The following is a 25167-nucleotide window of genomic DNA, read 5'->3' on the forward strand; positions in this document are numbered from 1 at the left end:
ACGCCGCCCCGGACCGGGGCCCGGGGCGGCGGAGATGGGGTTACTTGCGCTGGAACCAGCGGTACATCGGCGAGTCCGGCCCCCAGTCGCCGGGACGGCCGTGCTCGTTCTTCGTGACGAAGACGCTCGGTTCGGACGCGGTCACGCCGCCGCCGGTGGAGCGTGCCGTGACGAACCACGCGTAGGCCGTGTTGGCCTTGAGGCGGTCCCAGACCACCGAGGCGACCTGCCCCGACTCGACCGTGCTCGTGCCGACGACCCGGGTGGGCTTGTAGATCGCCAGTGAGTCGGTCGCGAAGCTCGTCGTACGGGTGGTGAGGTCGACCGGGAGCACCATGTTGTCCTCGCGCCCGTCGTAACGGCGCAGCGGGTCGAACTCGCCGGCGCCGAAGTCATTGAGCAACGGGGAGTAGGTGTCCACGGTCAGCTCCGACCGCTTGACGTTGAACTGCAGCAGGCGGAAGAAGCTCGCGCCGAACTGGAGCTGGTCGTCCGGGTTGTATCCGCCGACCTCGGTGAGCCCGAGGCGGTCGGCCGACACCGTGTAGAACTGGTAGTCCGCCAGCAGCTCGACGACGCCCTTGCCGACCTGGCCCACCTTCGGCTTCACGTTGGTGGCCACGCCGTGCTCGTGCCCGGCGAGGATGAGGAAGACGTTCGGGTTCTTCTCGACCACCGTCTTGTACAGCATCGAGCCGTCGGGAGCCGAGAATCCGGCGCCGCGTCCGTCCGGGTTGGTGCTCGGCACGAGGTAGTCGTGCGAGAGCAGGATGCCATTGCGGTCGGGGAACCGCTTGAAGATGGAGTCGGCCCACTCGGCCTCCTCCCGCGTGACGCCGTACGACAGGCCGACCACGACGAAGTCCAGCCCGCCGGCGGAGAACAGGTCGTAGTGGTTCTGGTTGTCACCTTCCTTCCACGGCCCGCCGTACTCGGCGTGCTGCCAGCCCTGCGCCGCCGTCTGGTACCGGCCGGGGCCGTAGTACTTGTTGTAGATCGACTCCGGCCCGTTCTCGGTGCCCGACTGGTTGTCGTGGTTGCCGGCGATCACGCCGTTCGGGATGTTCGCCTCGTCCAGCACGCGCTGCTGTCGGGAGGACACCTCGAACTCGCCGATGACCTGCTTCCGCATGGCCTCGTCCGCGGGCTTGCGGATGTTGTTCTCGATGATGTCGCCGGTGTGCGCGACGTAGGAGATCTTGCGCGGGTCCTTGTTGTCCTTGATCCAGTTGACGATGCCGGCGTAGGCGGACTCCCACACCGCGCGCTCCTCGGCGGTCTCCTGCTCCACCGCGCCCTCGGAGATGTACTGCGTGTCGGTGAAGTGGACGATCGAGAAGTCGTACGTGGAGGGGTCGGCGAAGCCGTTCGGGTCGCCGGGGTCGATGTCGTCGGCGAACGGGTCCTCGCCGGTCACCATGACGTGGACCTGCTGGCCGTCGATGTACTCCGCGCCGACGACGGCGGTGAGCGCGGTGTTGCCCTCGGCGGCGCCGCGGGAGCTCGTCAGGAGGTCCCACGCCTTGGTCTTGGTGTTCCACGCCCGCAGGGACGCCAGGCGCTCGGGGTCGATGACGCCCTCCCAGCGCAGCACGGGGGCGTCCACGTGGCCCTTCACCTGGATGTCGAACCGCTGGTAGGTGACGTCCCGGCCGGCGGGCGCGTCCAGCGTCGCACCGTCGGCGGGTTCGAGCCCGGCGGCCTTGATCTTCTCCTCGCCGGGCACCCGCAGGGTCGTGGGAACGGACGTGGCCACGCCCTGGTACGCCTGGTTCGGGGTCAGGATCTCGGCCTCGGAGAACGTCGCCGTCACCTTGCCGCCGCCGGGCTCGGCCACCTTCGCCGAGAGCGTGACGGATCCCGACACGTCGACGCTGCCCACCGCCGGTGCCAGCTCGGCGGGGACGTCCGGGACGCCCGCGGACTCGAACGTGATCTCACGCGTGGCGGTGTTGCCGAGGCCGTCGGAGCCGGTCACGGCCAGGGTGTGCGCGCCGGGCGACAGCCCGGGGCCTACCTGGGCGCCCAGCGCGATCGGCCGGCCGTCGAGCGTGACGTCCGGCCCGGACACCACGCCGGAGGCGTCCTCAAGCGTGACGTCCAGCACGACCGAGGCGGTGATCTTCTCCCCCGCGGCCGGGACGCTGGCGGCGACCTTGGGCGCGGAGTTGTCGGTGATCAGCGTGCGGGTGGCGGTCTCCCCCGTCGTCGAGGCCGCGGCGAGCGTGTGCTTGCCGTCCTTGACGGCGGTGGTGTCGAGGTCCGCGCGCAGACCGCCGGCGGGCGCGTCCACGAGGAATTCGAGGTCGATCTCGGTGAGCAGGTTCACGTTGTCGCCGCAGTTGCCGTCGCCCATGCTGTACGAGCTCTTGAGCATCTGGCCGGTCGCCGTACCCCGCACCGGGGTGAGAGCGATGTTCGAGATCGCGAAGTCGTCGCGGTTGGCGCCGCACGACGTCGGATAGGTGCCGGTCACGAAATCGATCGTGTTCCAGCCGGGCACGAGGTACTCGTTCGGGAAGGTGAAGTCGACGCGCCGGCTGACGAAGTCGCCGTCGAGCACGACCTTCCGCCCGTTGACGAGCAGGTAGTTCTGGTACCGGGCCTCGATCGAGTTGCTGCCCACGGTGAAGCTGAGGGTCGCGTCACCCGAGCCGAGCGTCTGGACGACGTGCACCGGCCGGGCGTCGATCGTGTAGTGCAGTTCGACGTCGCGGAGGGCGGTCTGGCTGCTGCCGCAGTTGCCGTCGCCCATGTCGTACGACGGCTTGATGTCCTTGCCGGTCACGGTGGCGCCGTCGAGGGCGAGGTCGAGGTTCGCGATGGTGAAGTCGTCGCGGTCGATCCCGCAGGACGCCTTGTAGTCCCCGGTCACGACCTTGATCGTGTTGTCGCCGGGCACCAGGAATCGGGCGGGCACCGCGACGGCGACGCGCCGCCCGGCCCAGGAGCCGCCCAGGTCGATGCGCTTTCCGTTGACGAGGAGGAAGTCGTCGTACTTGTCGTCGATCGAGTCCGCACCCACGTCGAAGCTGAACGTCGCCGCCCCGTTGCCCAGGGTGGCCTTCGTGGCGGGCTCGGCGCCGTCGACGGTGAGGGACGTGACGCCGCCTCCGCCCTCGGCGGGCACGGTCGCGAAGACCGACTGGTCGCCCGCCACGAGCGTGCCGTCCGTGGGCAGCAGCCGCGGCGCCCCGGCCGGAGCGTTGTTCACGGTCACGCTGTTCTTGACGGTGACCCCGGACGCGGTCTTGGCCGTGATGGCGTGCCCGCCGTTGGCCAGCTTCGTGGTGTCCAGGTCCGCGGCGAGCCCCGTGGTGCCCTGCGGGTCGCCCTGAACGAAGAACGTCAGTTTGGCCTGCTTGAGCAGCGAGGTGTTCGAGCCGCAGTTTCCGTCGCCGAAGGAGAAGGTGTACGGGTTGTCCTCGCCGTCCGCGACCTCGCCGAGGAGTTCGAGGCTCACGTCGGACAGGACGAAGTCATCGTAGTTGACGCCGCAGGAGCTGTTGATTGTCCCGGCGAAGATCTCGATGGTGTTCTCGCCCTTGACGAGGTGCTCGTTCGGGATCTCGATGGTCGCCCGCTCGTTCACGTGGTCGCCGATGTCGCTCCGGTACGCGCCGTTGACGAGCACGTAGTTGTGGTAGCGCGCCTCGGTCGAGTTCGAGCCGACGTCGAAACGGAGCCGGGAGACGCCCACCGTCCGGGTGGCATTGAGCGCGGCGCCGTCCACGGCGAGCTCCGTGACACTGTCACCGGCCTCGGTCGGAACGGCCGCGACCTTGGCCGTGCTCTCGAGGTACGAACCGTCGGCGGGGCTGAGGGTGGGAGGGGTTCGCGAGCCGGTCGGCGTCGGGCTGGGACGTCCCTTGTCGGGTTTCCCCGGGTCGGGGTCGGCATGCGCCGCCGTCACGACGCCGCTGACCAGCAGCGTCGCGGCCACGGCGACCACGGCGAAACGTCCTCGAATGCTCGAGCTTCCCAGCAGCTTTCGTGCTGCCACTGGCTGCATCGGGTGCAGTCCCTTTCATCACGTTCGGATAAAGCGCCCATAAAGGCGCTTAGGTCTCGAGCGGCCACAGTGGAGGGCACGAGTGAACAGTGAGCATGAAGGGGCTGACGGGAAGAAGAAATATCATTTCGTCGCGCGGTGATCGCGCGCGGCCTCCGGCCCTCCCGGCGTGAGCCGGCAGCGGTAGGAGCTCAGCCGCGGTGTGGGTGCGTGGGTTTCGGTGTCACGAGGGCCGGACGGCGCCGGCGAACTGTCGTTCCCGGCTCGGTACGCCCGCCCAGCTGTCGATGCGTACGGTGCTGCCGGTGAAGGGCGCGTGGACCATGCGGGTGGCGTCGATCGCGATGCCGACGTGGTCGGGACCGGGGACGGATGGGTCGGTCTCGTAGGAGAGCAGATCGCCCGGCCCCCGAGGTTCGCGGCCACCTCGCCCACGAGGACATCGAGCGGCATCCCGAGAGGTGCGGCGGCCTCGATGTTGTCGCGGTCGTCTACGGATTTTGGCACGTCGTTACGGGGCCCGGCTGTCGAAGTGAGAGCGGTGACGATCTGTCCCGCGCGGCCCTCGTGCCTGGCGTACGCGTCCGGGTGGGCGGAGCGCTGGACGGCCTGGGCCACGACGGTGAGCGGCTTCCCCGCCCAGCCCTCCACCCTCGCGAGGCGGGAGAAGAACGCGCGGGCGGCATATCGCGGGTCGGTCACCTGTTCCCGGCTGCCCCAGCCGTACTCGGGGTGCTGCTGCATGAGGCCGAAGGCGCGGCCGTGGTCGCCCACGGCGTTCTCGTCGAGCCCGCTTTCCTGCAGCGCGGTCGCCATGCCGATGATGGCGGCACGCTCGGGCAGCCCGAGCTCGGCGGCCACGTCGACGATGGTCTTGGCGTTCGCGGCTTGTCTGCCGGTGAGCCCCAGCTGTCGCGCCTGGTTGAGCCTCCCGCTGCCGACAAGGGCGGCTCGTCCGCCCGCGTAAGCGCATACGGCTGCGGCGAGTTGGTCGGGCTGGGCGGCCAGCGCCGCGCGCTGCGCCCCGCCCGCCATGCCGGCCAGCAGGGCGACGCAGGAGATGAGCAGCAGGGCCCCCGGCATGCTCGGCTACATGTTCTGGGCCGCCGAACGCCCCTCCACGAAGGGCGTGACCACCGCGCCCCCGAACTCCTGCGAAGGAGGAGTGGGCGGCGGCGCCACCGCCTACGCAATCCCGCTCCCGATGCCCGCCCTACGGCAGAGCTGACCCTCCCGGGACCGAGCCACCGGTCCCGGGACTCCCGCCGCCGCGGAGCCGGACGGTGCCGTCCGCATCCTCCCGGGGCCGGGTACCTCGCCTGGTGCCACGCCACCCACCTGCCCCCGCTTGTGACGGATCAGAGGGAGGTCCGATCAGCGGAGGCGCCGATTTCAAACGCGCCGCCGTCTACGCGCGTGGCGAACTGAGCAGCCATGGTCCTGCTGCGCTGTCGCCCTGCCGGGCCTACGTCCGACAGGGCGACATGCGTGATCGTCAATACGAGATCAATCTGCAGGCGCGGGACCGCTCCTGACGTGTCACTGCGCGATCATGAACTGGTCGACGCGTAGCGCGCGATCGACCACGCGGACGTCGCCGATCCAGCCACGCAGGACCTGGTCCAGCTTGCCGCCGTACTCGTAACCTCCGAGGAGCCACTGCAATCCCACCGTGGACAGTCCGGTCGCCTTGGTGGCGGGGTTTCGCGCGACGGGGCAGCCGTCGACGTACATGGTCGTCCGGCGCCCGTCGTTCACCACTGCGACGTGCCACCACGTATCGAGCGGCAGCTCATGACCCCAGTTTGTGACCGGACCGTCCAGGTTCAGCGGGTAAACACACCACTGAAGCGCCCGGCCGTCCGACAGGCTGAGGGTGACGACCGGCTCCTGCAAGTCGCCTGACGTCTTGCCCGCCTCGCCGCCCATGCCCCAGCGGCTCAACAGGGCCGTCCAGGCGTTCTGGCTGGAACTCCAGTCAGCGGGGAGCTTGAAGAACGCCTCGACCGTGTAGCCGGATGGGAACGTCGCAGTGTTCAGCGGCGCCGTGGGGGCGGTCTGGAGGTAGGCGCCCTGGAGTGGCTTCTTCTTGCCGCCGAAGTACAGGCTGCCTTGCCCCGGCTGATCGGGGTGGTGCTGGGTGGACCAGGTGAGGGCGGTCGCCGGGCTGCCCGGGACGGTGACCTTGGTCAGGTCGTTGCCGTGCCCCGACAGGTCCCTCACCTGGTCGGAGTCGGCGAACGGCTCCCCGTCCTGATGGGGCCCGTCGAACCGCCAGTAGGCCACCGTGCCGGGGAGCATCATGGCGTTCGCCGGACGTCCCGGCCGTGGCGGCACCGGCGCGAACCCGGAGAACCGCTCCTCGAAGTTGATCGACACGGAGAAGTAGTCCTGCGGCCCGGTCCGCTCGATCTCCTGGCGTTCCAGGGCGTTCAGCCCCTTGTCGGCCCGGTCGAGGATCCACGGCGAGAAGGTCTCGACGTCGATGGTGTTTCTGGCCAGGTCGAACCGGTAGAGCCGGATCATGGCCGAGCCGCCGTAGTAGCGGTCCTGGTAGTTGGCGATGTGCACATGGACGTCGTGGCCCGCGTTGTTCTTCTTGACCGTACGCGCGGGTGGCCAGTAGTGCCCGTTCAGCGTCAGGAAGATCTGGTCGTTTTCAGCGATGAGTTCATTCCAGAGGCGGTTGCCGAATGAGGAGAACTGTGCCTCGTCCCCGTACTTGTTGGCATAGACGAGCTCGTGGGTCGTCAAGATGACCGGCGTCTGTGGGTGACTCTTGATGACGTCGTTCGCCCAGGCGATGCCCTTCGCCGACGGCCGCCAGTCCAGCGCCAGCAGCAGCCACTCACGGCCGGCGGCGCGGAACATGTGGTAGGTGTTGTAGCCGTCCGGGGTGGCGCCCTTGAAGGTCTGTGACCGCCGGAAGCGCTGAGGGCCGAAAACGTCCAGGTAGGGCGAGGGGCCGCGCTGGTCGTCCGTCGACGGGTTGATGTCGTGGTTTCCGGCCAGCACGCTGTACGGGAAACGCCGCCGGTCCAGGACGTCGAACGTCTTCCCGATCGCCTCCAGTTCGTTCTTCTGGGCGTTCTCGACGAGATCGCCCAGATGCGCCATGAAGACGATGTTCTCCTCGCGGGCGTTGTCGAGCACATACCGGAATGACGCCTCGACCGGCGCCGACTGGATGCTCTCGCCATCGAAAAGGTACTGAGTGTCCGGCATCACGACGAGCGTGAACCTCGGATTCTCCGGGTCAACCCGCCAGGGTCCTCTGTCATCGTCGGACCTGTCCTCGCCGCGCTGCGGCTCGGCGGACGCCGCGGGCGCGCCCGCCAGATTCAAGGCGGCGGCGCCGATCCCGGTCAGTCCAGCAGTGTAAAGGAAGGAGCGGCGGCTGGGTGCCACCTCACTGCCGGGTCGGTGGCCGTCCTGGCTGAACATGCAGATCTCCCAATCTCCAGAAGCTCCTGAGATGCCGACGGATCTCGGAAATCTCAGGAGCCTCCATAAACTCGCCATTCTCACGACGGCGATCACGGTATCCGCGACCAGGCGAACCGTGCGGCGCACCATCGGGCAACGCCCAAGGAAGAGAGCATGAACAGAAGCCCCAGCGTGGGCCGGCGGCTCAGCGTCGCGCTGTACGACCCCGAGCTGCGGGGCATGTCGTCTGGACTATCCCCGCGTCGCGCAGGGCGGTCAGGTGCTGGGAGACTCCGGCCGCGGAGACACCGGTGCGGCGGGCGAGTTCGGTCGTGGAGGCCGGGGCTTCCGACTCCGCCAGAAGGATGGCTCGGGAGCGGCCCAGGACAGCGGCGATCGCATCGAGACGCGTTACCGGGCGGTGCTCCCACAGCGTGCCGACGCCTCGGGCAGGGTAGGCGCGATCAAGATCAGGGGTTGACCTGTGCCTGAGGGGCGACTGACCGGAAGATACAAGCATTAGCCGGTTGAGAGGGACGTCTCGGTTCTGCCGGCCGATCGGCGGACCTGGTAGCCGTCCTGCGATGCGGCGGTCAGAGTCCATGTGACGGGTTTTGAAACATCGTAGGGGTCAGTCCTCGGACAGGTCCATGAGCTGCTCGATCTTGCGCTGGGCGACCAGGTCGAGGCTCTGGTCGAGGTCGTCGCCGTAGGTGCGCAGGGCCACATCCAGGTGACCGGTCATCGCGGCGCTGGCGGCATCGGGGTCGCGGGCCGCTATCGCGTTGAGGATTTCCTGGTGGTACGGCACGCCCTCGCGGGAGACCGACGGGTCGCCTAGGCTGCGCAGCATCAGCTCGAAGGTGAGCGTGGTGATTGAGCCGAACATCGCCTCGATCACCGGGTTGCGCGAGGCGGCGGCGACCGCGGCGTGGAAGGCGACGTCGGCCCTGGCCCGGGAGACGAGATCGCGGGCCTCGTCGAAGCGCCGCAGCGCCTCCTCGATGGCGCGCAGATCCTCGGCGGTCGCATGTCGGGCGGCGAGCGCGGCGGTCTCCCGTTCCAGCATCACCCGGGCGTTGATCACGTCGCGTGAGGTCGGCTTGCGCTGCCGGTAGAGCGCGTCCAGCGGGCGGACCGCGTCGGTGATCCGTACGTCGCGGACGAAGCTGCCCCGGCCGGGAACGACCTCGATCACGCCCTGCTGTTCCAGGCCGCGCAGCACCTCCCTGACCATCGGTCGACTCACGCCGAACCGCTGGGAGAGCACCCGTTCCGACTCCAGCTTCGACCCGGCCGGATGTTTCCCGGACAGCAGCTCGAGTTCGAGCCGTTTGGCCACGCTCTCCTTGGTGGGAGGCCGCCCATCGTGCGGGGGTGCGTCTCTGCCTGCCATCATCCGTGCCACGCTACCTTCAAGATCGCGGGATCGTCCGCCCTCCGGTGAAATCCGATCATTCCTGGTTGAACAACGAACAGCCACCATCAGCGAGCAGCGTAGTGCCAGTGATGTAATCGGCCTCCGGCGAGCACAGGAACGCGGCGGCCTTGGCCACCTGCTGGGCGGTCTGCGGCACTCCCAGGGGGATCGCCTTACTCGCCCGCGCGGCGTAGGCCGGTTCGTTCTCGAACTGCCACTTGGCGAGGCCGGCGGCCACGATCCCCGGTGCGAGGGCGTTGACCAAGATGCCGTGTGGTGCCAGTTCCTTGGCCATCGAGCGGGCCAGCATCGCCACCCCCGCCTTGGACGCGCTGTAGGCCGCGATCTCCGGCCAGGGCACCGTGCCCACCCAGGATCCGGTCAGGACGATGCGCCCGCCCTCGCCCTGGGCGACCATGCGCCGTGCGGCGGCCTGGGCGGTGTGGAAGGTGCCGGTGAGGTTGATGCCCAGATGCCGTTCCCACTGCTCGGCGGTGATCTCCAGAAAAGGGGCGGAGTCGACGATCCCCGCGTTGGCGATCGCGATGTCCAGCCGCCCGATCTCCGCCAGCGCCTCTTCCAGCGCCGGCCGGTCCCGTACGTCGGCTCGTACGTAGCTCACCTCGCCGTACGCGGAGGCCGTGGTGATCCACTCATGTGCCTCGTCCGGGGACTTGACGTCCAGCAGTGTGACATGGGCGCCCCGCCGGGTCAGCTCGGCGGCCATCGCGGCGCCGATGTCGCCCGCACCGCCCGTGACCAGTGCGTTTCTTCCCTCCAGGTCCGGCAAGGAGACCCCCTCAGATGTGGTTAGGCCGGTAAGACCAGGGCCACCATACTGCGTGGGCTTCGCTGCCGCGACCTGCGCGGCCGTTGCCGATTCGAGATGTGCGAAAGGGTTGACGAACCACCCTTCGAGGTACAAATCTCGCTCGGCATAACCGGTCTTACCAGTCAAGCCAACCCACGGGTTCGGAAGGGAGAGAGCATGCCACTGTTCGAGGCCGTAGGCGTACGCAAGCGCTTCGGCGGGGTCGAGGCCCTGCGCGGCGTCGACTTCAGCGTCGAACCCGGCGAGGTGGTCGGCCTCATGGGCGACAACGGCGCCGGTAAGTCGACGCTGATGAAGGTGATCTGCGGTGCGTACCGGCCCGACGAGGGAGAGATCCGGATGGCCGGCCGCCCGCAGGTCTTCCGCAGCCCCCGTGACGCCGCGGCCTGCGGCATCGCGGTCGTCTACCAGAACCTCGGCCTGGTCGACCAGCGTAGCGTCGCCGCCAACGTGTTCCTCGGGCAGGAGCCGCGCAGGTTCGGTCTGGTCGACACCCGCAGGATGCGGGCCGAGGCGCGAGAAGTGCTCACCACCCTGCGCATCCGCATCCCGTCCGTACGGATGCCCGTGGCCGGGCTGTCCGGAGGGCAGCGCCAGTGCATCGCCATCGCCAGAGCCGTGCACCAGGGCGGTGAGCTCGTGCTGCTGGACGAGCCGACCGCGGCGCTCGGACCCGAGCAGCAGCAGAACGTGCTCTCGCTGATCCGTGACCTGCGGAAACAGGGCAAGGCCGTCGTCGTCGTCTCGCACAACGTCGACCACGTCCTGGAGGTCGCCGACCGGGTCGTGGTGATGCGCGGCGGTTTGGTGTCGGGCATGCGCGACGTCGCGGCCACCACGGCGGCCGAGGTCGTCGGACTCATCGTCGGCAACGCGCCGGCGGCTGCGCACGATGGCGCCCCTCACACCTCCGGAGAACTCGCATGACCATCCAGCAGCAGATCGCGATCGCCTACCGGGTGGACGACTCCGGTGGAAGCCTGGTCCGCAGGCTGCTCGGCGCCAGGGAGTTCGGCGTGCTGGCCGCGACCGCGGTGATCTTCCTGGTCTGCGCCGTGGGAGCCGACGGCTTCCTCGCCGCCGACAACCTGCTGTCCGTCGCCCAGCAGATCGCCATCCTCGGCATCGTCGCCACCGGCATGACCTTCCTGATCGTCGTCGGCGAGATCGACCTGTCGGTGGGGTCGCTGCACGGATTCCTCGCGGTGGAGCTGGCCTGGCTGGTGACGAAGGTGGGCGTGCCCGTCGGGGTCGCGGCCCCGCTGGCCATCCTCACCGGTGTGATGATCGGTGTGATCAACGGCCTGATCACCACCCGGTTCAAGATCCCCTCGTTCGTGGTCACGCTGGCCGCGCTGGCCGCACTGCGCGGCGCCGCGCTGCTGCTGTCCGACGGCGTGCCCATCCGTGGCTCGCGCAACGAGGCGTTCACCCATTTGTTCGCGGGCAGCCCGCTCCCCAACGTCGCCGCGCAGACGCTGTGGATGGCCGCCGTGGTCGCCATCGGAGCCTTTGTCATGGCCAGGACCAAGTTCGGCTACGACGTCTACAGCGTGGGCGGCAACCCGTCCGCCGCCGCCGGGGCGGGCATCGCCAGCGACCGCGTCAAGGTCATGTGCTTCGCCCTCACCGGAGGGCTGACCGGCCTGGCCTCGATCATCCTGGTCGGCTGGCTGGGCAGCGCCAACCCCCTCACCGGCAACGGCTTCGAGCTCAGCGTCATCGCCGCGGTCGTCGTGGGCGGCGCCGGTCTGGCCGGCGGTACGGGCAGCGTGCTCGGCACGTTCCTCGGCGCGGTGATCACCGGTGTGATCACCAACGCGCTCGTCCTCTTCGGCGTGGACGGCAACTGGCAGCAGGTCGCCACCGGCCTGCTGATCCTGGGGGCCGTCATGCTCAACCACCTCGTCGCCAAGCGCTCGGCCCACGGCCTGAACGCCTGACCCCCCAACCGAAACAGGAGAGAACATGGCAACGAACAGCCCGCTGTCGCGCCGGGGCCTGCTGATCAGCGGATCCCTGGCCACCGCCGGCATCCTGGCCACCGCGTGCAGCAGCGAGAAGGAGCCGTCCGTGGCCGCTGCCTCGTCCGGCGGCAGCGCCGCCGACGGCCCGCAGAAGGGCAAGAAGGTGATCTTCGTCGTGCACGACAAGAACCCCTTCTTCGCCCCGGTGCAGCGCGGCTTCGAGGACTTCGGCGCGATCATGGGATGGCAGACCCAGTTCATCGGCCCGCCCGCGCAGGACACCCAGAAGACCGTCGAGCTCCAGGCGAGCGCGCTGAGCGCCAAGCCCGACGGTGTGATCTTCACCCGGATCGACGAGACCTCCTTCGACGCCAACATCCAGAAGGCGACTTCCTCCGGCGTGAAGGTGATCCTGTCCAACGTGGCCAGCGACGGCTACGAGAAGCTCGGCGTCGGCTTCGTCGGCCAGAACTTCGTCAACGCGGGCGACGCGTGCGGCCGTGAGATCGCCAAGTACGCCAAGGAGCGCACCGGCAAGTCCGACGGCGTCATCGTGTGCGGCAACTTCGCGCCCGGCAGCACCGCCCTCGAGCAGCGCATCCAGGGGATCAAGCAGGGGATCGAGGCGTACAACAAGGAGAACGGCACCTCCTTCACCACCGAGGTCCTCGTCACCAGCACCGACGAGTCCAAGGCCGTCGCCGCCATCGACGCCAAGTACACCTCGAAGAAGGACGAGATCGTCGGCTGGGCGATGGCCGCCTTCGACCACCAGTACGTGTCCACCTGGGCGAAGGGCAAGAACCTCGTCGGCAAGTTCGCCGTCGGAGGCTTCGACCTGATCCAGCCGGTCCTGGACGGCATCAAGGACAAGTCGATCGACTTCTCCTTGGGGCAGAACCCGTACGCGCAGGGCTGGATCGCCGCGGCCCTGCTCGCCGAGGAGTTCGACCCCGGCTACCCGGCCAGGACGTACGACACCGGCGCGGAGGTCGTCGACGCCGCCAATGTCGACGCGGTCGCCACGCGTGAGGCCCGTTTCGCCTGACCGGTACGCCCGCGCGTCCCGTGTCCCCCGCAGTTCAGCAACCTTCGGAAGATCTGGATGAAGATCACTGCTCTTGAGACCATCCGTCCGGCCATCCAGCCCAACCTGCTGTTCGTCCGCCTGCACACTGATGCCGGACTGGTCGGCCTGGGCGAGGCGTTCTTCGGCGCCCGTACGGTGGAGGCCTACCTGCACGAAAGCGTCGCTCCCGTCCTGCTCGGGATGACCGATCCCACGCCGGAGCGGGCCGCGCGAGCGCTGGCCACCTACGTCGGATTCCAGGGAGCGGGGGCCGAGACGCGCGGCAACGGTGCGATCGACATCGCCCTGTGGGATCTGCTGGGGCACGCCTCGGGGTTGCCGCTCGTCGACCTGCTCGGCGGAGCCGTGCATGACACGATCGGCATCTACAACACGTGCGCCGGACCCGGTTACGTCGGCTCGTCCACCCGGCAGGAGTCCGGCAACTGGGGGGTGAGCGCCGCCGACCGCTACGAGGATCTGCACGCCTTCCTCAACGAGCCCGCGCGGCTGGCCCGCGAGTTGTGGGACGAGGGCATCCGAGGCATGAAGATCTGGCCCTTCGACACCGCCGCCGAGCGGACCGGCGGCACCGACATCTCCCCGGCCGAGATGGACAAGGCGCTCTCGACGGTCGCCGCGGTCCGCGACGAGGTCGGTATGGACATGAAACTGATGATCGAGCTGCACGGCCTGTGGAACAGGCCCGCCGCGGAGAAGATCATCTCGGCGCTCGCGCCGTACCGGCCGTACTGGGTGGAGGACCCGCTGCGCTCCGACGCGGCCGACGCGTTCGGCAAGTTGGCCAGGGTCGACGGCGTGCCGATCGCCACGGGAGAGACCTGCGTGGGACGGCGCGGCTTCAAGCCGCTGCTCGACTCCGGCGGCGTCGACATCCTGACACTGGACGTCCAGTGGACCGGCGGGCTGACCGAGGCGCGCAAGGTCGCCTCGATGGCCGACGCCTACGGCGTGCCCGTCGCCCCGCATGACTGCACCGGCCCGGCCACGCTGGCGAGCTGCGTGCACTTCGTGTGCAGCCAGCCGAACGGGCTCATCCAGGAGACGGTCAGGGCGTTCCTGCGCACCTGGTACGACGAGCTGGTCACCGGCCTGCCGGAGATCCAGGACGGGCAGGTGCGGCCGGGCCGGGCTCCCGGGCACGGGGTCACCCTGCGCGACGGGGTCGCCGAGCGGGACGACGTGGAACGGCGGGTGTCCCGGCTGTGAGAGCGGCCCGCTGGCACGCGCGCCGAGACGTGCGCGTGGAGGAAGTGCCCGACCCCGTTCCGGCGGCCGGGGAGGTGCTGGTCCGCGTCGAGCTGTGCGGAATCTGCGGCACCGACGTGGAGGAGTACCGGGAGGGGCCGCTCGCCATCGACGTGGAGAGGCCCCACCCGCTGACCGGCACCCGGGCGCCGTTGGCACTCGGACACGAGGTGGTCGGCGTCATCGCCGGGCACGGTCCGGGAACCGACGCGAGCCGGCTGCCCGTCGGCACCCGGGTCATCCCCGACGTCGTGCTCGGCTGCGGCACGTGTTGGTGGTGCCGCAGGCACCAGGAGGGGGTCTGCGCGCGACAGGCGGTACGCGGCCTCAACCTCGACGGAGGGCTGGCCGAGTACATGGTCGCCGACGCGGCCACCTGCGTCCCCGTCCCCGACCACGTCCCGCCGCGGATGGCGGTGCTCGCCGAGCCCGCCGCCGTCGCGGTACGCGCGCTGCGCAAGGCCGGTGACGTGACCGGTGGCACCGTGCTGGTACTCGGCGCGGGCGCCATCGGATTGCTGCTGACCCGGGTGGCGGTGGCCGCCGGGATCCAGGTCGTGACGAGCGAGACCGCCGATTCTCGCCGGGAGGCGGCTCGCCACGCCGGAGCTGTGGCGGTCCGGCCGGAGGAGACGGCCGCCGCGATCGACCGGCTGACCGACGGCAGGGGAGCGGATGCGGTGTTCGAGTGCACCGGCCTGCCCGCTCTGCTGCCGGACGCGATCCGGCACTGCCGGGCCCGCGGCACCGTGGTGATCGTCGGGTTCTCCGGCCGGGACGCCGCGGTGCCGCTCGCCGACGTGGTGCTCAAGGAGAAGCGCCTGGTCGGTACGGCGGCGCACCTCTGGGACGAAGATGTCACCGCCGGAGTACGGCTGCTCGCGTCCGGGGTGATCGACCCGGCCCTCGTACCGGTGCGAGTGGCGTCGCTGGACGAGGTGCCCGCGCTGCTCGCCGTCCCCGATCAGGAAGTCGTGAAGGTCGCGATCGACCCGTGCGGTCAGGAGGAGGTCTGATGGTCAGCGAAATCGACGGCGAACTCGTGTTGCGGAGCAACGCGGACGTGGGGGAGGGGCCGGCCTGGGACGCGGCCCGGCGGAGGCTCGTCTGGGTGGACGTCACCGGATGCGCGGTCCACACGTTCGACCCCGTCGGCGGCGTGGACCAGGTCGTGGACGTGGGCACGCACGTCGGCGCCGCGGTGCCCGCGGGCGACGACGGCCTGATCCTCGCGGTACGTGACGGGCTGGCGATGCTGTCGCCCGCCGGCGACGTCCGCATGGTCGCCGAGGTGGAGGCCGACCGCCCGGGCAACCGGATGAACGACGCCAAATGCGACCCGTCCGGGCGGCTCTGGGCGGGCACCATGCCGTACGAGGCCGAACCCGGCGCCGCCGCCCTCTACCGCTATGACGGCCGGAGCGTCGCGCGCGTCCTGACCGGGGTCACGCTGTCCAACGGCCTGGGATGGAGCCCCGACGGGACCGTGATGTACCACATCGACAGCGGAACCCAGCGGGTCGACGCCTACGACTTCGACCCCGCGTCGGGCGAGCTGGGCTCGCGCCGCGTGGTCGTGACCGTCGACCCCGCCGAGGGGATGCCGGACGGCATGACGGTCGACGACGACGGCTGCCTGTGGGTGGCGCTGTGGGGCGGCGGAACGGTCCGCCGCTACACCCCCGACGGCATCCTGGACCGGATCGTCCGCCTCCCTGTCACCCAGGTGACCAGCTGCGCTTTCGGCGGCCCCGGCGGTGACGTGCTGTACGTGACCTCCGCCGCCTACCGGCTCACCCCCGGCGAGCTGGCCGCCCAGCCGCTGGCCGGGTCGATCTTCGCGGTCGAACCCGGAACCACCGGCCGCCCCGCCACCCCCTTCCATGGAGCTGACCGATGACGCATATCGTGCGCTACGCGAGAGACGGCGAGATCCGGGCGGGGGTGCGGGCGGACGACGGCCTGGTCCATCCACTGCCGCTGCCGCTGGCCGAGCTGATGCGCCTGAGCCTGGCCGACCTGCGCGAACTCGTCGAGCGGGCTCTGACGGAACCCTCGGACGGCCCGGCCGAGCCGCTCGCGCCGGTCGAGGGCCGGATGGAGGTGTGGGCCGCCGGCGTCACCTACCGTCGTTCCCGCCAGGCACGGATGACCGAGAGCGCCGCCGCCGCGGACGTCTACGAGCGGGTGTACGACGCGCCACGGCCCGAGCTGTTCTTCAAGTCCGTCGCCTGGCGGGTCGTCGGCGACGGCGGCACGGTCGCGGTGCGGGCCGACTCCACGGTCGACGTGCCCGAGCCCGAGCTGGCCCTGGTGCTCAACACGCACGGCGAGATCGTCGGGTACACGGTCTGCGACGACATGAGCTCACGCACCATCGAGGGCGAGAACCCGCTGTACCTTCCCCAGGCCAAGATCTATCTCGGTGGCTGCGCGGTCGGCCCGGCCATCCGCCCGGTGTGGGAGGTCGCCGACCCCTACGCGCTGCCGATCCGCATGACGATCCGTCGCGACGGCGCCGTCGCCTGGTCAGGTGAGGCCGACACCGGGCAGCTGAACCGGCGGCTCGACGACCTGGCCGGATACCTGTTCGCCGCCGACGTCTTCCCGGACGGCGCCGTGCTGGCGACCGGCACCTGCCTGGTGCCGGACCTTCCCTTCACGCTCGTCGGAGGAGACGTCGTGGAGATCGAGATCGGCGAGATCGGAACCCTGACCAACGACGTGGTTCGCGGCCTGGCGCCCATGCTGGAGTCCCTGGAAGGAACGCTGCGATGAACGCTGCGACGAACCACGCCATCCCGGACGTCGTCTCCGTCGACCCTCGCACCGGCGAGGCCGTCGAGGTGGTCGGCGCCGAGTCCACGCCGCAGGAGGTGGCGGCGCGTTGCGCGGCCGCTTCCTCGGCGCTTCCCGCGCTGGCCGCCTTGGGGATCGCGGGCCGGGCGGCGCTGCTCCGCGACATGGCCACCGAGCTGGAGAAGGACGGCGAGACGATCCTCGCGCTCGCCGACCGGGAGAGCGCGCTGGGTCTGCCCCGGCTCACCGGCGAGCTCGCCCGCACCTGCGCGCAGCTCAGATTCCTCGCCGACGTCGTCATGGAGGGCGGCTACCTCGGGGTCACGATCGACCACCCCGACCCCGGAGCCGTGCCGCCCTGCCCGGACCTGAGGCGGATGATGGTCCCGCGCGGCCCGGTCGCCGTTTTCGGTGCCAGCAACTTCCCGCTCGCCTTCAGTGTGCCGGGCGGCGACACCGCCTCCGCGCTGGCAGCCGGCTGCCCCGTCGTGGTGAAGGCCCACCCGGCCCACCCGGCGACCTCACTGGCGACCTACGGCGCGCTGCGCAAGGCCGCCGTCCGCGCCGGGGTTCCCGACGCGGTGAGCCTGGTGCACGGGCAGGCCGCCGGGGTGGCGCTGGTCACCGACCCGCATGTCACGGCCGTCGCCTTCACCGGTTCGGTACGCGGTGGACGGGCCCTGTTCGATCTGGCCGCCGCCCGCCCGGAACCGATCCCGTTCTTCGGTGAGCTGGGCAGCGTCAACCCCCTGGTGGTCACGCCGGCCGCGGCCGAGGAACGCGGTGCGGCGATCGCCGAAGGGCTGCTCGGCTCGTTCACCCTTGGGATGGGCCAGTTCTGCACCAAGCCGGGACTCGCCTTCGTTCCGGCCGGCGAGCACGGGACGGCGCTGCAGGAGGCGCTCGCCGCACGCGGCGCCGACGCGCCGGCCGGAACGCTGCTCACCAGGAGCATCCTGGCGGCGTACGCCGAAGGCGTGCGGGAGCTCGCCGCGCAGGCGGGCGTCCGCGTCCTGGCCGGGGCCGACGCGCGAGGCTCCGGCGGTACGGCGACGCCGACGGTGCTGAGCGTGCCCGGTGCCATGTTCACCGAGGCGCTGACCGAGGAGTGCTTCGGCCCGGTGACCGTGCTGGTGGAGTACGTCACGGAGGAGGAGCTCCTCGCCCTGCTCGGCCGCCTCCCCGGCAGCCTCACCGCGACGCTGCACATGGGAGAGGGGGAGGAGGATCTCCCCCGTCGTGTGATCGACGTTGTCACCCGGCGCACCGGACGGGTGGTTTGCGACGGTTATCCGACCGGGGTCGCGGTGAGCTGGGCGATGAACCACTCCGGGCCGTATCCCGCGGCCACCGACTCCGCGCACACCTCGGTCGGCGCCTCCGCCGTCCAGCGGTTCCTGCGACCGATCGCCTACCAGGACACCCCCGACCGCCTGCTCCCGCCCGAACTGCGTGACGGCAACCCGTTGGGCCTTCCGCGCAGGGTGGACGGCGTTATCGCCATGGACGGGGTGGTGCGGACCGGCTGAAATCCCGGGCCGGAGCGCGAAACCTACCGGTCCGGTGTGAGCCAAGGGTTTTGTAGCGGTACGTGGAGACGGCGATGTCCGTCCTCCCGGAATGTGGGAGGACGGACGTCGCCGTCGGCGCCGACGGGGTAGCCGGCGACGACCACGGGGCCCGTGACCTGTGACCCGCCCCGCGATGACCGGGCGCATGCGTTGACCGAGGCGTTGCTGGGCCAGGTGGAGGCGACCAAGGAGGGCGCCTGGCTGGCGATGGCGGTGATCGGCGGGGAGGTCGGGAGAACGGGGATTTCGGCTTTCCCGGTCTATTGGCGATGTGCTGGATTCACTGCGGGATTTCGTGCGGGAGTCGCATCTTTATCGGGTGCCGGACCAGATCCGGTTTTCGCCGATGCTCGATCAGGTGGTTGTGGGGATCGAGGCGTTGGAGGATGCCGTTCGTAACCTCGCTTCCCGGCCTTCGACTGTGGCAAATGACGCGTTGGAGGCGAAGAAGGCGGGGGGCGCGATTCGGCGGATATATCAGTACGAAATCGCGCGGATCTTCTCGGAAGACATAACGCCTGATGCGTTGAAGGAGCGGGAGCTTGTTCGGCGGCTGGAGATCGTCGGGATGGCCATCGGGGAAGCGGCCGACGCCATTGCCGATGGGGCCATGAAACGTTGAACCTGGCACGGGTCTTCACCGTCGTGGCGGGGTGCGGGTTCTGATCGCGGACGTCCGGACCCCGGTCGAGGCCCGGACTTGTGAGCGTGCGGGTTCGCTCAGCCGTCAATGCGATGGGCGGCCCAGAACGATGACAGGTCGACCGAGGTGGCGGCCTGGGCGGCGGCCTTGAACTCGGCGGTGGTCGAGATCCCGTACCAGTGGGCGCTGGCGTAGTTCCTCAGCAGGTTCTCCATCGCCGTCGTGCCGATCGTGCGCCGCAGGTCGTGCAGCGCGCATTTGCCGTAGGTGTAGACCACGGTTCCGTACCGGCTCGAGTGGGCGTCCCAGTAGGCCATCGAGTTGCTGATCTTCTCGGCCGACGACTGCCAGAAGACGTTGTTCCAGCAGTTGGTGCCCGAGATGCCGTTGTAGAGGTCGGTGGCGTAGTCGGTGAACGACTCGTCCAGCCACGGGCTGGTGTACTCGTCGTCGCCGACGATGCCGTACCACCACTGGTGGGCCAGTTCGTGGGCGAGGGCCGTGGAGTTGACCACGTCGAGCACGAAGCCGGGATACTCCATGCCGCCGAACCAGAAGTTGTTGTCCAGCACCACGTCCACCTCGCCGTACGGGTAGGCCCCGAACCGCCCGGCGTGGGCGACCAGCGCGTTCTTGGCGGTGGTCATCATCGAGGAGGCGCTGCTCGAACTGATCGAGCTCACCCGGTACACGTTCACCGTGACGCCGGTTGTCGTGGTGCTGGTGGTCTTCACGAACGGCCCGGCGGCCCAGGCGAACTCCCGCACGTTGGTGGCGGTGGCCTTGGTGACCGTACGACCGGACGTCCCCGGCGTCTCGACTGAGGTGCCTGTGGCGGGCACCAGCAGCGCGGTCGGGTGGTCGAGCGTGACGGAGTAGTTGCTGGTGAGCGCGTAGAAGGACTCGCCGTTGTTGCTGTACAGATCGAGGTGCCAGCCGCTCGCGTCGCGGACCGCCAGAACCGGCAGCGCGTTGCCGATGAAGTTGTAGGACCCATCGCTGCCGAACCGGTCCGCGCCGCTGGGCACCACGATGCTCAGGTCGAAGCTGATCGAGGTGCTCTCGTTCTGGGCGAGCGGGGCGGGCAGTGCGATCTTCAGCGCGGTGCAGGCGACCGACAGCGGGGACGGCGTGCCCCCGGTCACGTTGGTCACGGTTATCGGTGTGGACGGGCATGTGCCGTGGTAGTTGTCCCACAACCGGAGGTAGACCTCCGTCAGGGGATCCGCGGACGGGTTGGTGAAGGTGATGCTCTCGTGTCCGGTCCATGTGTTGCCCGACGCGTTGCTGGTCAGGCTGACCGTGTAGGAGGGCGCCGCCGGCGTCCGGGTCCCGTCCACCGCGAAGGCGGCCGATGGAACACCCCAGATCAGGAAAAGTAAGGCTGCGACGGTGGGAATCAGGGCTCGACGTACCATGAGGACGGTCTCCCTTTCGAGCACGCGGTCCCCCGATCTGCCAACATAATGTAATTATTTGTCAAATCGCAGTCAATGACCGATTTTGCTGGTTAGAGGGTGAGGGCCAAGACCAGAGTGGATGCGCTCTCCGAATCAACCCCTGAGGTCCATCGAAGCCGGGGCGATTCATAGCCACCGAGGTCGGCCCATATGGGAATAGCGAGAACTTCATCCGCTGTTTGGACGGGCACCTCTGTCCACAGCCGCATCCAGGGCGCTGCTGGGGTGATCATCTTGAACACATGGCATCACTACTCCATCAAAACCCGTGTGACCACCATGGCGAGCGCCGTCATGGCACTGGTCTGCGCTTCCGCCACCCTGCTGCTTCTGCTGGCCGCTCCCCAGCCTCCGCTCTACGCAAGCGCTGCCGTCCTGGCCGGACTCATCGGCGGTTCACTCCTGCTGATCACGGCCACCGCGCTCGGGACGTACTGGATGATGGGCAAGACCCTCCAACCGGTGCGCGCCATCAGCGGGAAACTCGCCACGATCAGGCCTTCCAATCTGAGCGAGCGGGTTCCGCTGCCGCGCCATGATGACGAGTTCAAGGAGCTTGCGCAGACCACCAACCAGACGTTGGAACGGGCCCAGACGGCGATCCAGGAGCAGTTGAGGTTCGCCTCGGACGCCTCCCATGACCTGCGCAACCCGCTCGCGGCCATACATGCCGAGATCGAGGACGCGCTCATGCAGCCGGAGGAGACCGACTGGGTGGGAACCGGCGACAGGCTGCTGGAATCGGTCGAGCGGCTACAGGACTTGGTGACCAACCTGCTGGAGATCTCACGACTCGACGCGGGCATCATCGGTCAGCACGACCTGCTCAACCTCGCCGTCCTGGTGGACGGCGAGCTCGACCACCGGCAGCGCGACCACCGGCAAAGCAAGATCAGGGTGGTCAGGAGGTTCAGCAGCGGCGTGATGGTCAATGGCGAGCGGATCGGCCTGGAACGGCTGCTGCAAAACCTCATGGACAACGCCGAACGCCACGCCCGCTCCACCGTCACGGTCACCGTCGAGCACCGGGGCGACGCGGCGGTGCTGGAGGTCCACGACGACGGGTGTGGGGTGCCGCCCGAGCAGCGGGAAGTCGTCTTCCAGCGCTTCGTCCGCCTGCAAGACGCGCGTGCCAAGGATGCCGGCGGCAGCGGCCTGGGCCTGCCTATCGCCCGGCAGATCGCCGAAGCCCATGGCGGCACCCTCGCCATTGAAGACAGTCCCTCGGGAGCACGGTTCGTCGCCCGCTTCCCCCGGCCGGTCGCGCTGCCGGCGAGCAGCAGATAGCGGCGCCGGTTGCAGCATCGGCGCCGGCACCCGGAGGCCGGCCGGGCGAGCCCGCTGCTGACAGGCCTCAGCGGATTGCCTTCGACCGGGTCATTCGGAAGGCGTCGGTGAGCATGTCCGTCGCGCCGGGGAGACCACGCCGGTCTCGTAGGCCACGATGACGAGCTGGGCCCGGTCGTGGACGGACAGCTTCGCGAGGAGGCGGCGGACGTGGGTCTTGACGGTGGAGACGCTGACCCCCAGCCGGTCGGCGATCTCGGGGTTGGTCAGGCCACGGGCGATGAGGGCCAGGACCTGCCGCTCCCTGTCGGTCACCTGGCTCAGCTCGCGGGCGATCAACGCGTCGGTCTCGTCGCGGCGCGCGAACTCGGCGATGAGGCGGCGTGTGACAGTGGGGGCGAGCAGCGCCTCGCCAGAGGCCACGACACGGATCGCGGCGAGCAGATCGGCCGGTGGAATGTCCTTGAGCAGGAAGCCGGCGGCCCCCACGCGCAGCGCCCGGAAGACGTACTCGTCCAGGTCGAACGTGGTCAGCATGACGATGCGGACCGCGGCCAGCGCGGGGTCGGCGCGGATGAGGCGGGTCGCCTCCAGACCGTCCATGCCGGGCATGCGTACGTCCATCAGGAGGACGTCGGGCCGCAGCCGGGCAGCCGCCTCCACCGCCTGCCCGCCGGTGCCCGCCTCGCCGACCGCGACCATGTCGGGGGCGGTGCCGACCAGCATGGTGAGCGTGGCCCGCAGCAGTGGCTGATCGTCGGCGACGACCACCCGGATCGGGCCGGTCACGATGCCGCCCCAGGTACGCAGGGGAGGCGGGCCAGCACCCGGAAGCCGCCTTCCGGGCGGGGTCCGACGGTGAGGCTCCCGCCGTACATCAGGCACCTCTCGCGCATGCCGATCAGCCCGTACCCACGATCGGCGGCGGGAAAGCCCGGCCCCTCGTCGGTCACCTCGACCTCCATCACGCCCGGCTCCGGCGAGGTGATCCGCACCTTGCAGTGGGCCGCGCCCGCGTGCTTGACCACATTCGTCAGCGCCTCCTGCACGATGCGGTAGGCGGCCAAGGCCACCCCTTGGGACGGCTTGACGTCCAGGTTCACGGTCAACTCCACATCGACGCCCGCACGGGCGGCGAGCGCACGCAGGTCCCGCAGCCCGGGCGCGGGCGCCGTCTCCGCCACCCCTGATACCCCGGGTATGGGGTCGGTGGCCCCGGAGCGCAGCATGCCCAGCACGGCCCGTATCTCGGCCATCGCCGCCCTGCCGGTGGCCTCGATGACCCGCAGCGCCTCGCGCGCCTCCTGCGGCCGGGCCTCGGCGACCATGCCGGCGACTCCGGCTTTGAGCGTGATCAGACTCATGCTGTGCCCGAGGACGTCGTGCAGGTCCCTGGCGATCCGCAGGCGCTCGCCGGTCACCGCCCGCGCGGCCGACTGCTCGGCCGCCCGTACGGCGTGCAGCCGCTGCTCCCGGACCGCCAGGCCGGCCGTCCACGCCAGGCCCATCAGCAGCCAGCCGAACACGATCTCTGAAAGGCCGCCCGGCCACGCGGATCCCCTGGCCAGGGCCATCGCCGCCGCGACCCCGGCCAGGGACGGGAGAAGGCAGGCGATCGCCCGCCGCCGCGGCTCCAGCGACCCGACGGCGTACAGGATGACAGCGACGGGGACGTACAGCGCCTCCACGCCCATGAGCAACCCCGCCGCGGCCCCCGCCAGCGATATGGCGAGCATCGGCACGGGCCACGACCGCCGGGCCGCGACGGGCAGGGCGGCGACGGCCACCGCTGGCAGCGACAGGACTGGCGGGCCCGCATGGGCGCTCGCGGCGAAGCCGAAGGCGACGGCGAGCACCAGCGCGGCGACGGCGTCCACGGCAACCCAGTGGACGCGGCGCAGCCGGCGCGCGAGCAGGGGGCGCGAATCGCGATCGATCACCCCTCGACCGTAAGGGGCGCAGGTCACCGGGTGAAAGAAAGTTCCTTCTCAAGGATGACCCGTCGGCGGGAACCGGCCCCGGCGTACCCTCCTGGGCCGACGCGAGGCTCATGCTCGCGTTCGATGCCGGGCGGCGACGCGTACGCCAGCGTTGAAGGCATGCACAGATCACGACTCATGATCGGCGTCACGGCGGTGCTGGCCGCCGTCGCGACCACCACGGCGGGCGCCGCCCACGCGGACGCGCCGCCCAAGACGACGGGGCCGGCCGGACCGGCGACGTCCAAGACGACGGGATCGGCCGGACCGGCGACGTCCCCGGTGAGACTGGTCCTGCCCGCCCCGACGGGTCCGCATCGGATCGGCACGGTGGCGCTGCACCTGGTGGACGGTTCGCGGCGAGACCCCTGGGTGCCCACGGTCGGCAAGCGGGAGTTGATGGTCAGCCTGTGGTACCCGGCGCGGAAGGCGGATCACCATCCGCTCGCCCCCTGGATGCCCGCGTCCGCCGCCGAGAGCTACCTGCGCGACATCGGCGTGCCGCCCGGCAGGCTGCTGCTGGGCACGACGCACGGACGCCAGGGCGCGCCGCTCGACGGCCGCCTCGGCCGCCTTCCCGTCGTGCTGTACTCGCCCGGGGCCAACGCCTCGCGCTCGTACGGCACCGGCGTGGTCGAGGAGCTGGCCAGCCGCGGCTACCTGGTGGTGACCATCGATCACACCTACGACGCCGCCGTTGTGGAGTTCCCCGGCGGAAGGGTCGCGAAGAACCCCCGCGGCGAGATCGCCGACTACGCCAAGGCCGCCCGGGTGCGCGCCGAGGACGTCCGCTTCGTCCTGAACGAGCTGACCGCTCTCAACGCGGGCCGCAACCCCGACGCCGAGGCGCGGCCCCTGCCCAGCGGACTGCGGGGCGCGCTGGACCTGAAGCGGATCGGGATGTTCGGCCATTCGCTGGGCGGCGCGTCCACCTCCTCGGCCATGTACGCCGATCGGCGGATCAAGGCCGGGCTCGGCCTTGACGGCGCGGTGATCGGCCCCGTCGCCGGCGCCGGGCTGGACCGGCCGTACATGGTGGTGGACACGCCAGGCAAGGGCGGGATGTCAACGAACCCGGCCCTGCGGACGTTCTGGTCGAAGCTGCGCGGGTGGCGGCTCAACGTGACCGTCAAGGGCGCCGCGCACAACTCCTTCGGCGACGATGTCCAGCTCATCCCGCTGGCCGCGCCGCTGGTCGGGCTGACGACCGAGGAGGTCACAGAGTCGGTCGGCGCCATCCCCACCGCACGCGCCCTGGCCTTCCAACGGGCCTACCCGCGGGCGTTCTTCGACCTGCACCTGCGCGGGAAGAGGAGCCCGCTCCTTGACGGGCCGACCCCCCGCTTCCCCGAGGTGACCTACACGCGCTGATCGCGCGCGGCGTCGTTCCTGGTCCAGCCGCCCCAGACGGCGCCTCGTCCCGTTGTCGCCCC

General features: G+C 69.9%; 21 protein-coding genes. 12 read left to right on the top strand and 9 right to left on the bottom strand.

What is annotated here, in order from left to right:
* Positions 1–40: 40 nt before the first annotated feature.
* Positions 41–3952: a metallophosphoesterase gene (locus tag QSK17_RS15160; RefSeq protein ID WP_285705354.1), complete on the bottom strand. Its 3912-nt coding sequence runs from the start codon at positions 3950–3952 to the stop codon at positions 41–43.
* 183 nt (positions 3953–4135) lie between these two features.
* Positions 4136–5095 (bottom strand): lysozyme family protein, encoded by a 960-nt coding sequence (locus QSK17_RS36415; protein WP_285705355.1) that lies wholly within the window; start codon positions 5093–5095, stop codon positions 4136–4138.
* Here QSK17_RS36415 and QSK17_RS15170 point away from each other — a divergent pair.
* Positions 5073–5240 carry a hypothetical protein gene (locus QSK17_RS15170; protein WP_285705356.1) on the top strand — a complete coding sequence of 56 codons (168 nt, stop codon included), beginning with the start codon at positions 5073–5075 and terminating at the stop codon, positions 5238–5240. The two genes, QSK17_RS36415 and QSK17_RS15170, sit on opposite strands and share 23 nt — an antisense overlap.
* Positions 5241–5551: 311 nt before the next feature.
* Here QSK17_RS15170 and QSK17_RS15175 read toward each other — a convergent pair whose 3' ends face one another.
* Genes QSK17_RS15175 through QSK17_RS15190 form a run of 4 tightly spaced genes read right to left on the bottom strand, consistent with a single transcriptional unit; the run spans position 5552 to position 9648 of the window.
* Positions 5552–7588, bottom strand: coding sequence for a LamG-like jellyroll fold domain-containing protein (locus QSK17_RS15175; RefSeq protein ID WP_285705358.1), 2037 nt, complete (start codon positions 7586–7588; stop codon positions 5552–5554).
* A 55-nt stretch (positions 7589–7643) separates the two neighbouring features.
* Complete coding sequence (locus QSK17_RS15180; RefSeq protein ID WP_352231801.1) at positions 7644–8042, bottom strand: ArsR/SmtB family transcription factor; 399 nt, start codon at positions 8040–8042, stop codon at positions 7644–7646.
* A gap of 27 nt (positions 8043–8069) precedes the next feature.
* Entirely contained in the window at positions 8070–8837 is a 768-nt protein-coding gene (locus QSK17_RS15185) for a FadR/GntR family transcriptional regulator (protein WP_285705361.1), read from the bottom strand.
* Positions 8838–8892: 55 nt separating this feature from the next.
* Positions 8893–9648: an SDR family NAD(P)-dependent oxidoreductase gene (locus QSK17_RS15190; protein WP_285705362.1), complete on the bottom strand. Its 756-nt coding sequence runs from the start codon at positions 9646–9648 to the stop codon at positions 8893–8895.
* A gap of 198 nt (positions 9649–9846) precedes the next feature.
* On the opposite strand from QSK17_RS15190, the gene QSK17_RS15195 reads away from it, so the two are divergent.
* From QSK17_RS15195 to QSK17_RS15235, 9 genes are all read left to right on the top strand, one after another.
* Positions 9847–10617: an ATP-binding cassette domain-containing protein gene (locus tag QSK17_RS15195; protein WP_285705363.1), complete on the top strand. Its 771-nt coding sequence runs from the start codon at positions 9847–9849 to the stop codon at positions 10615–10617.
* Positions 10614–11633 carry an ABC transporter permease gene (locus QSK17_RS15200; RefSeq protein ID WP_285705364.1) on the top strand — a complete coding sequence of 340 codons (1020 nt, stop codon included), beginning with the start codon at positions 10614–10616 and terminating at the stop codon, positions 11631–11633. The genes QSK17_RS15195 and QSK17_RS15200 overlap by 4 nt, the downstream gene beginning before the upstream one ends.
* Before the next feature lie 25 nt (positions 11634–11658).
* The gene (locus QSK17_RS15205) at positions 11659–12705 is read left to right on the top strand and encodes a substrate-binding domain-containing protein (protein WP_285705365.1); all 1047 of its coding nucleotides are present in this window, start codon (positions 11659–11661) and stop codon (positions 12703–12705) included.
* 57 nt (positions 12706–12762) lie between these two features.
* Complete coding sequence (locus QSK17_RS15210; RefSeq protein ID WP_285705366.1) at positions 12763–13956, top strand: mandelate racemase/muconate lactonizing enzyme family protein; 1194 nt, start codon at positions 12763–12765, stop codon at positions 13954–13956.
* 44 nt (positions 13957–14000) lie between these two features.
* On the top strand, positions 14001–15011 hold the full coding sequence (locus QSK17_RS15215; protein WP_285705367.1) for an alcohol dehydrogenase catalytic domain-containing protein: 1011 nt from the start codon (positions 14001–14003) through the stop codon (positions 15009–15011).
* Entirely contained in the window at positions 15011–15895 is an 885-nt protein-coding gene (locus tag QSK17_RS15220; protein ID WP_285705368.1) for an SMP-30/gluconolactonase/LRE family protein, read from the top strand. The genes QSK17_RS15215 and QSK17_RS15220 overlap by 1 nt, the downstream gene beginning before the upstream one ends.
* Complete coding sequence (locus QSK17_RS15225; RefSeq protein WP_285705370.1) at positions 15892–16773, top strand: fumarylacetoacetate hydrolase family protein; 882 nt, start codon at positions 15892–15894, stop codon at positions 16771–16773. Before QSK17_RS15220 ends, QSK17_RS15225 begins: the two co-directional genes overlap by 4 nt.
* The gene (locus QSK17_RS15230; RefSeq protein ID WP_285705371.1) at positions 16770–18323 is read left to right on the top strand and encodes an aldehyde dehydrogenase (NADP(+)); all 1554 of its coding nucleotides are present in this window, start codon (positions 16770–16772) and stop codon (positions 18321–18323) included. Before QSK17_RS15225 ends, QSK17_RS15230 begins: the two co-directional genes overlap by 4 nt.
* Positions 18324–18636: 313 nt before the next feature.
* Positions 18637–18987, top strand: a complete 351-nt coding sequence (locus QSK17_RS15235; protein WP_285705372.1) for a hypothetical protein — start codon at positions 18637–18639, stop codon at positions 18985–18987.
* 98 nt (positions 18988–19085) lie between these two features.
* On the opposite strand, the gene QSK17_RS15240 is transcribed toward QSK17_RS15235, so the two are convergent.
* Positions 19086–20426, bottom strand: a complete 1341-nt coding sequence (locus QSK17_RS15240) for a M1 family metallopeptidase (RefSeq protein WP_285705373.1) — start codon at positions 20424–20426, stop codon at positions 19086–19088.
* Positions 20427–20702: 276 nt separating this feature from the next.
* Between QSK17_RS15240 and QSK17_RS15245 the strand changes: the two genes are divergently transcribed.
* The gene (locus QSK17_RS15245; RefSeq protein ID WP_285705374.1) at positions 20703–21755 is read left to right on the top strand and encodes a sensor histidine kinase; all 1053 of its coding nucleotides are present in this window, start codon (positions 20703–20705) and stop codon (positions 21753–21755) included.
* Positions 21756–21845: 90 nt separating this feature from the next.
* Here QSK17_RS15245 and QSK17_RS15250 read toward each other — a convergent pair whose 3' ends face one another.
* On the bottom strand, positions 21846–22544 hold the full coding sequence (locus QSK17_RS15250; RefSeq protein ID WP_285705375.1) for a response regulator: 699 nt from the start codon (positions 22542–22544) through the stop codon (positions 21846–21848).
* The gene (locus tag QSK17_RS15255; RefSeq protein WP_285705376.1) at positions 22541–23695 is read right to left on the bottom strand and encodes a sensor histidine kinase; all 1155 of its coding nucleotides are present in this window, start codon (positions 23693–23695) and stop codon (positions 22541–22543) included. Before QSK17_RS15255 ends, QSK17_RS15250 begins: the two co-directional genes overlap by 4 nt.
* Positions 23696–23854: 159 nt before the next feature.
* On the opposite strand from QSK17_RS15255, the gene QSK17_RS15260 reads away from it, so the two are divergent.
* Positions 23855–25105: an alpha/beta hydrolase family protein gene (locus QSK17_RS15260; protein WP_285705377.1), complete on the top strand. Its 1251-nt coding sequence runs from the start codon at positions 23855–23857 to the stop codon at positions 25103–25105.
* The last annotated feature ends 62 nt before the right edge of the window (positions 25106–25167 follow it).

Origin of the sequence: Microtetraspora sp. NBRC 16547 (assembly GCF_030268965.1) — a bacterium.
GTDB lineage: Bacteria > Actinomycetota > Actinomycetes > Streptosporangiales > Streptosporangiaceae > Microtetraspora.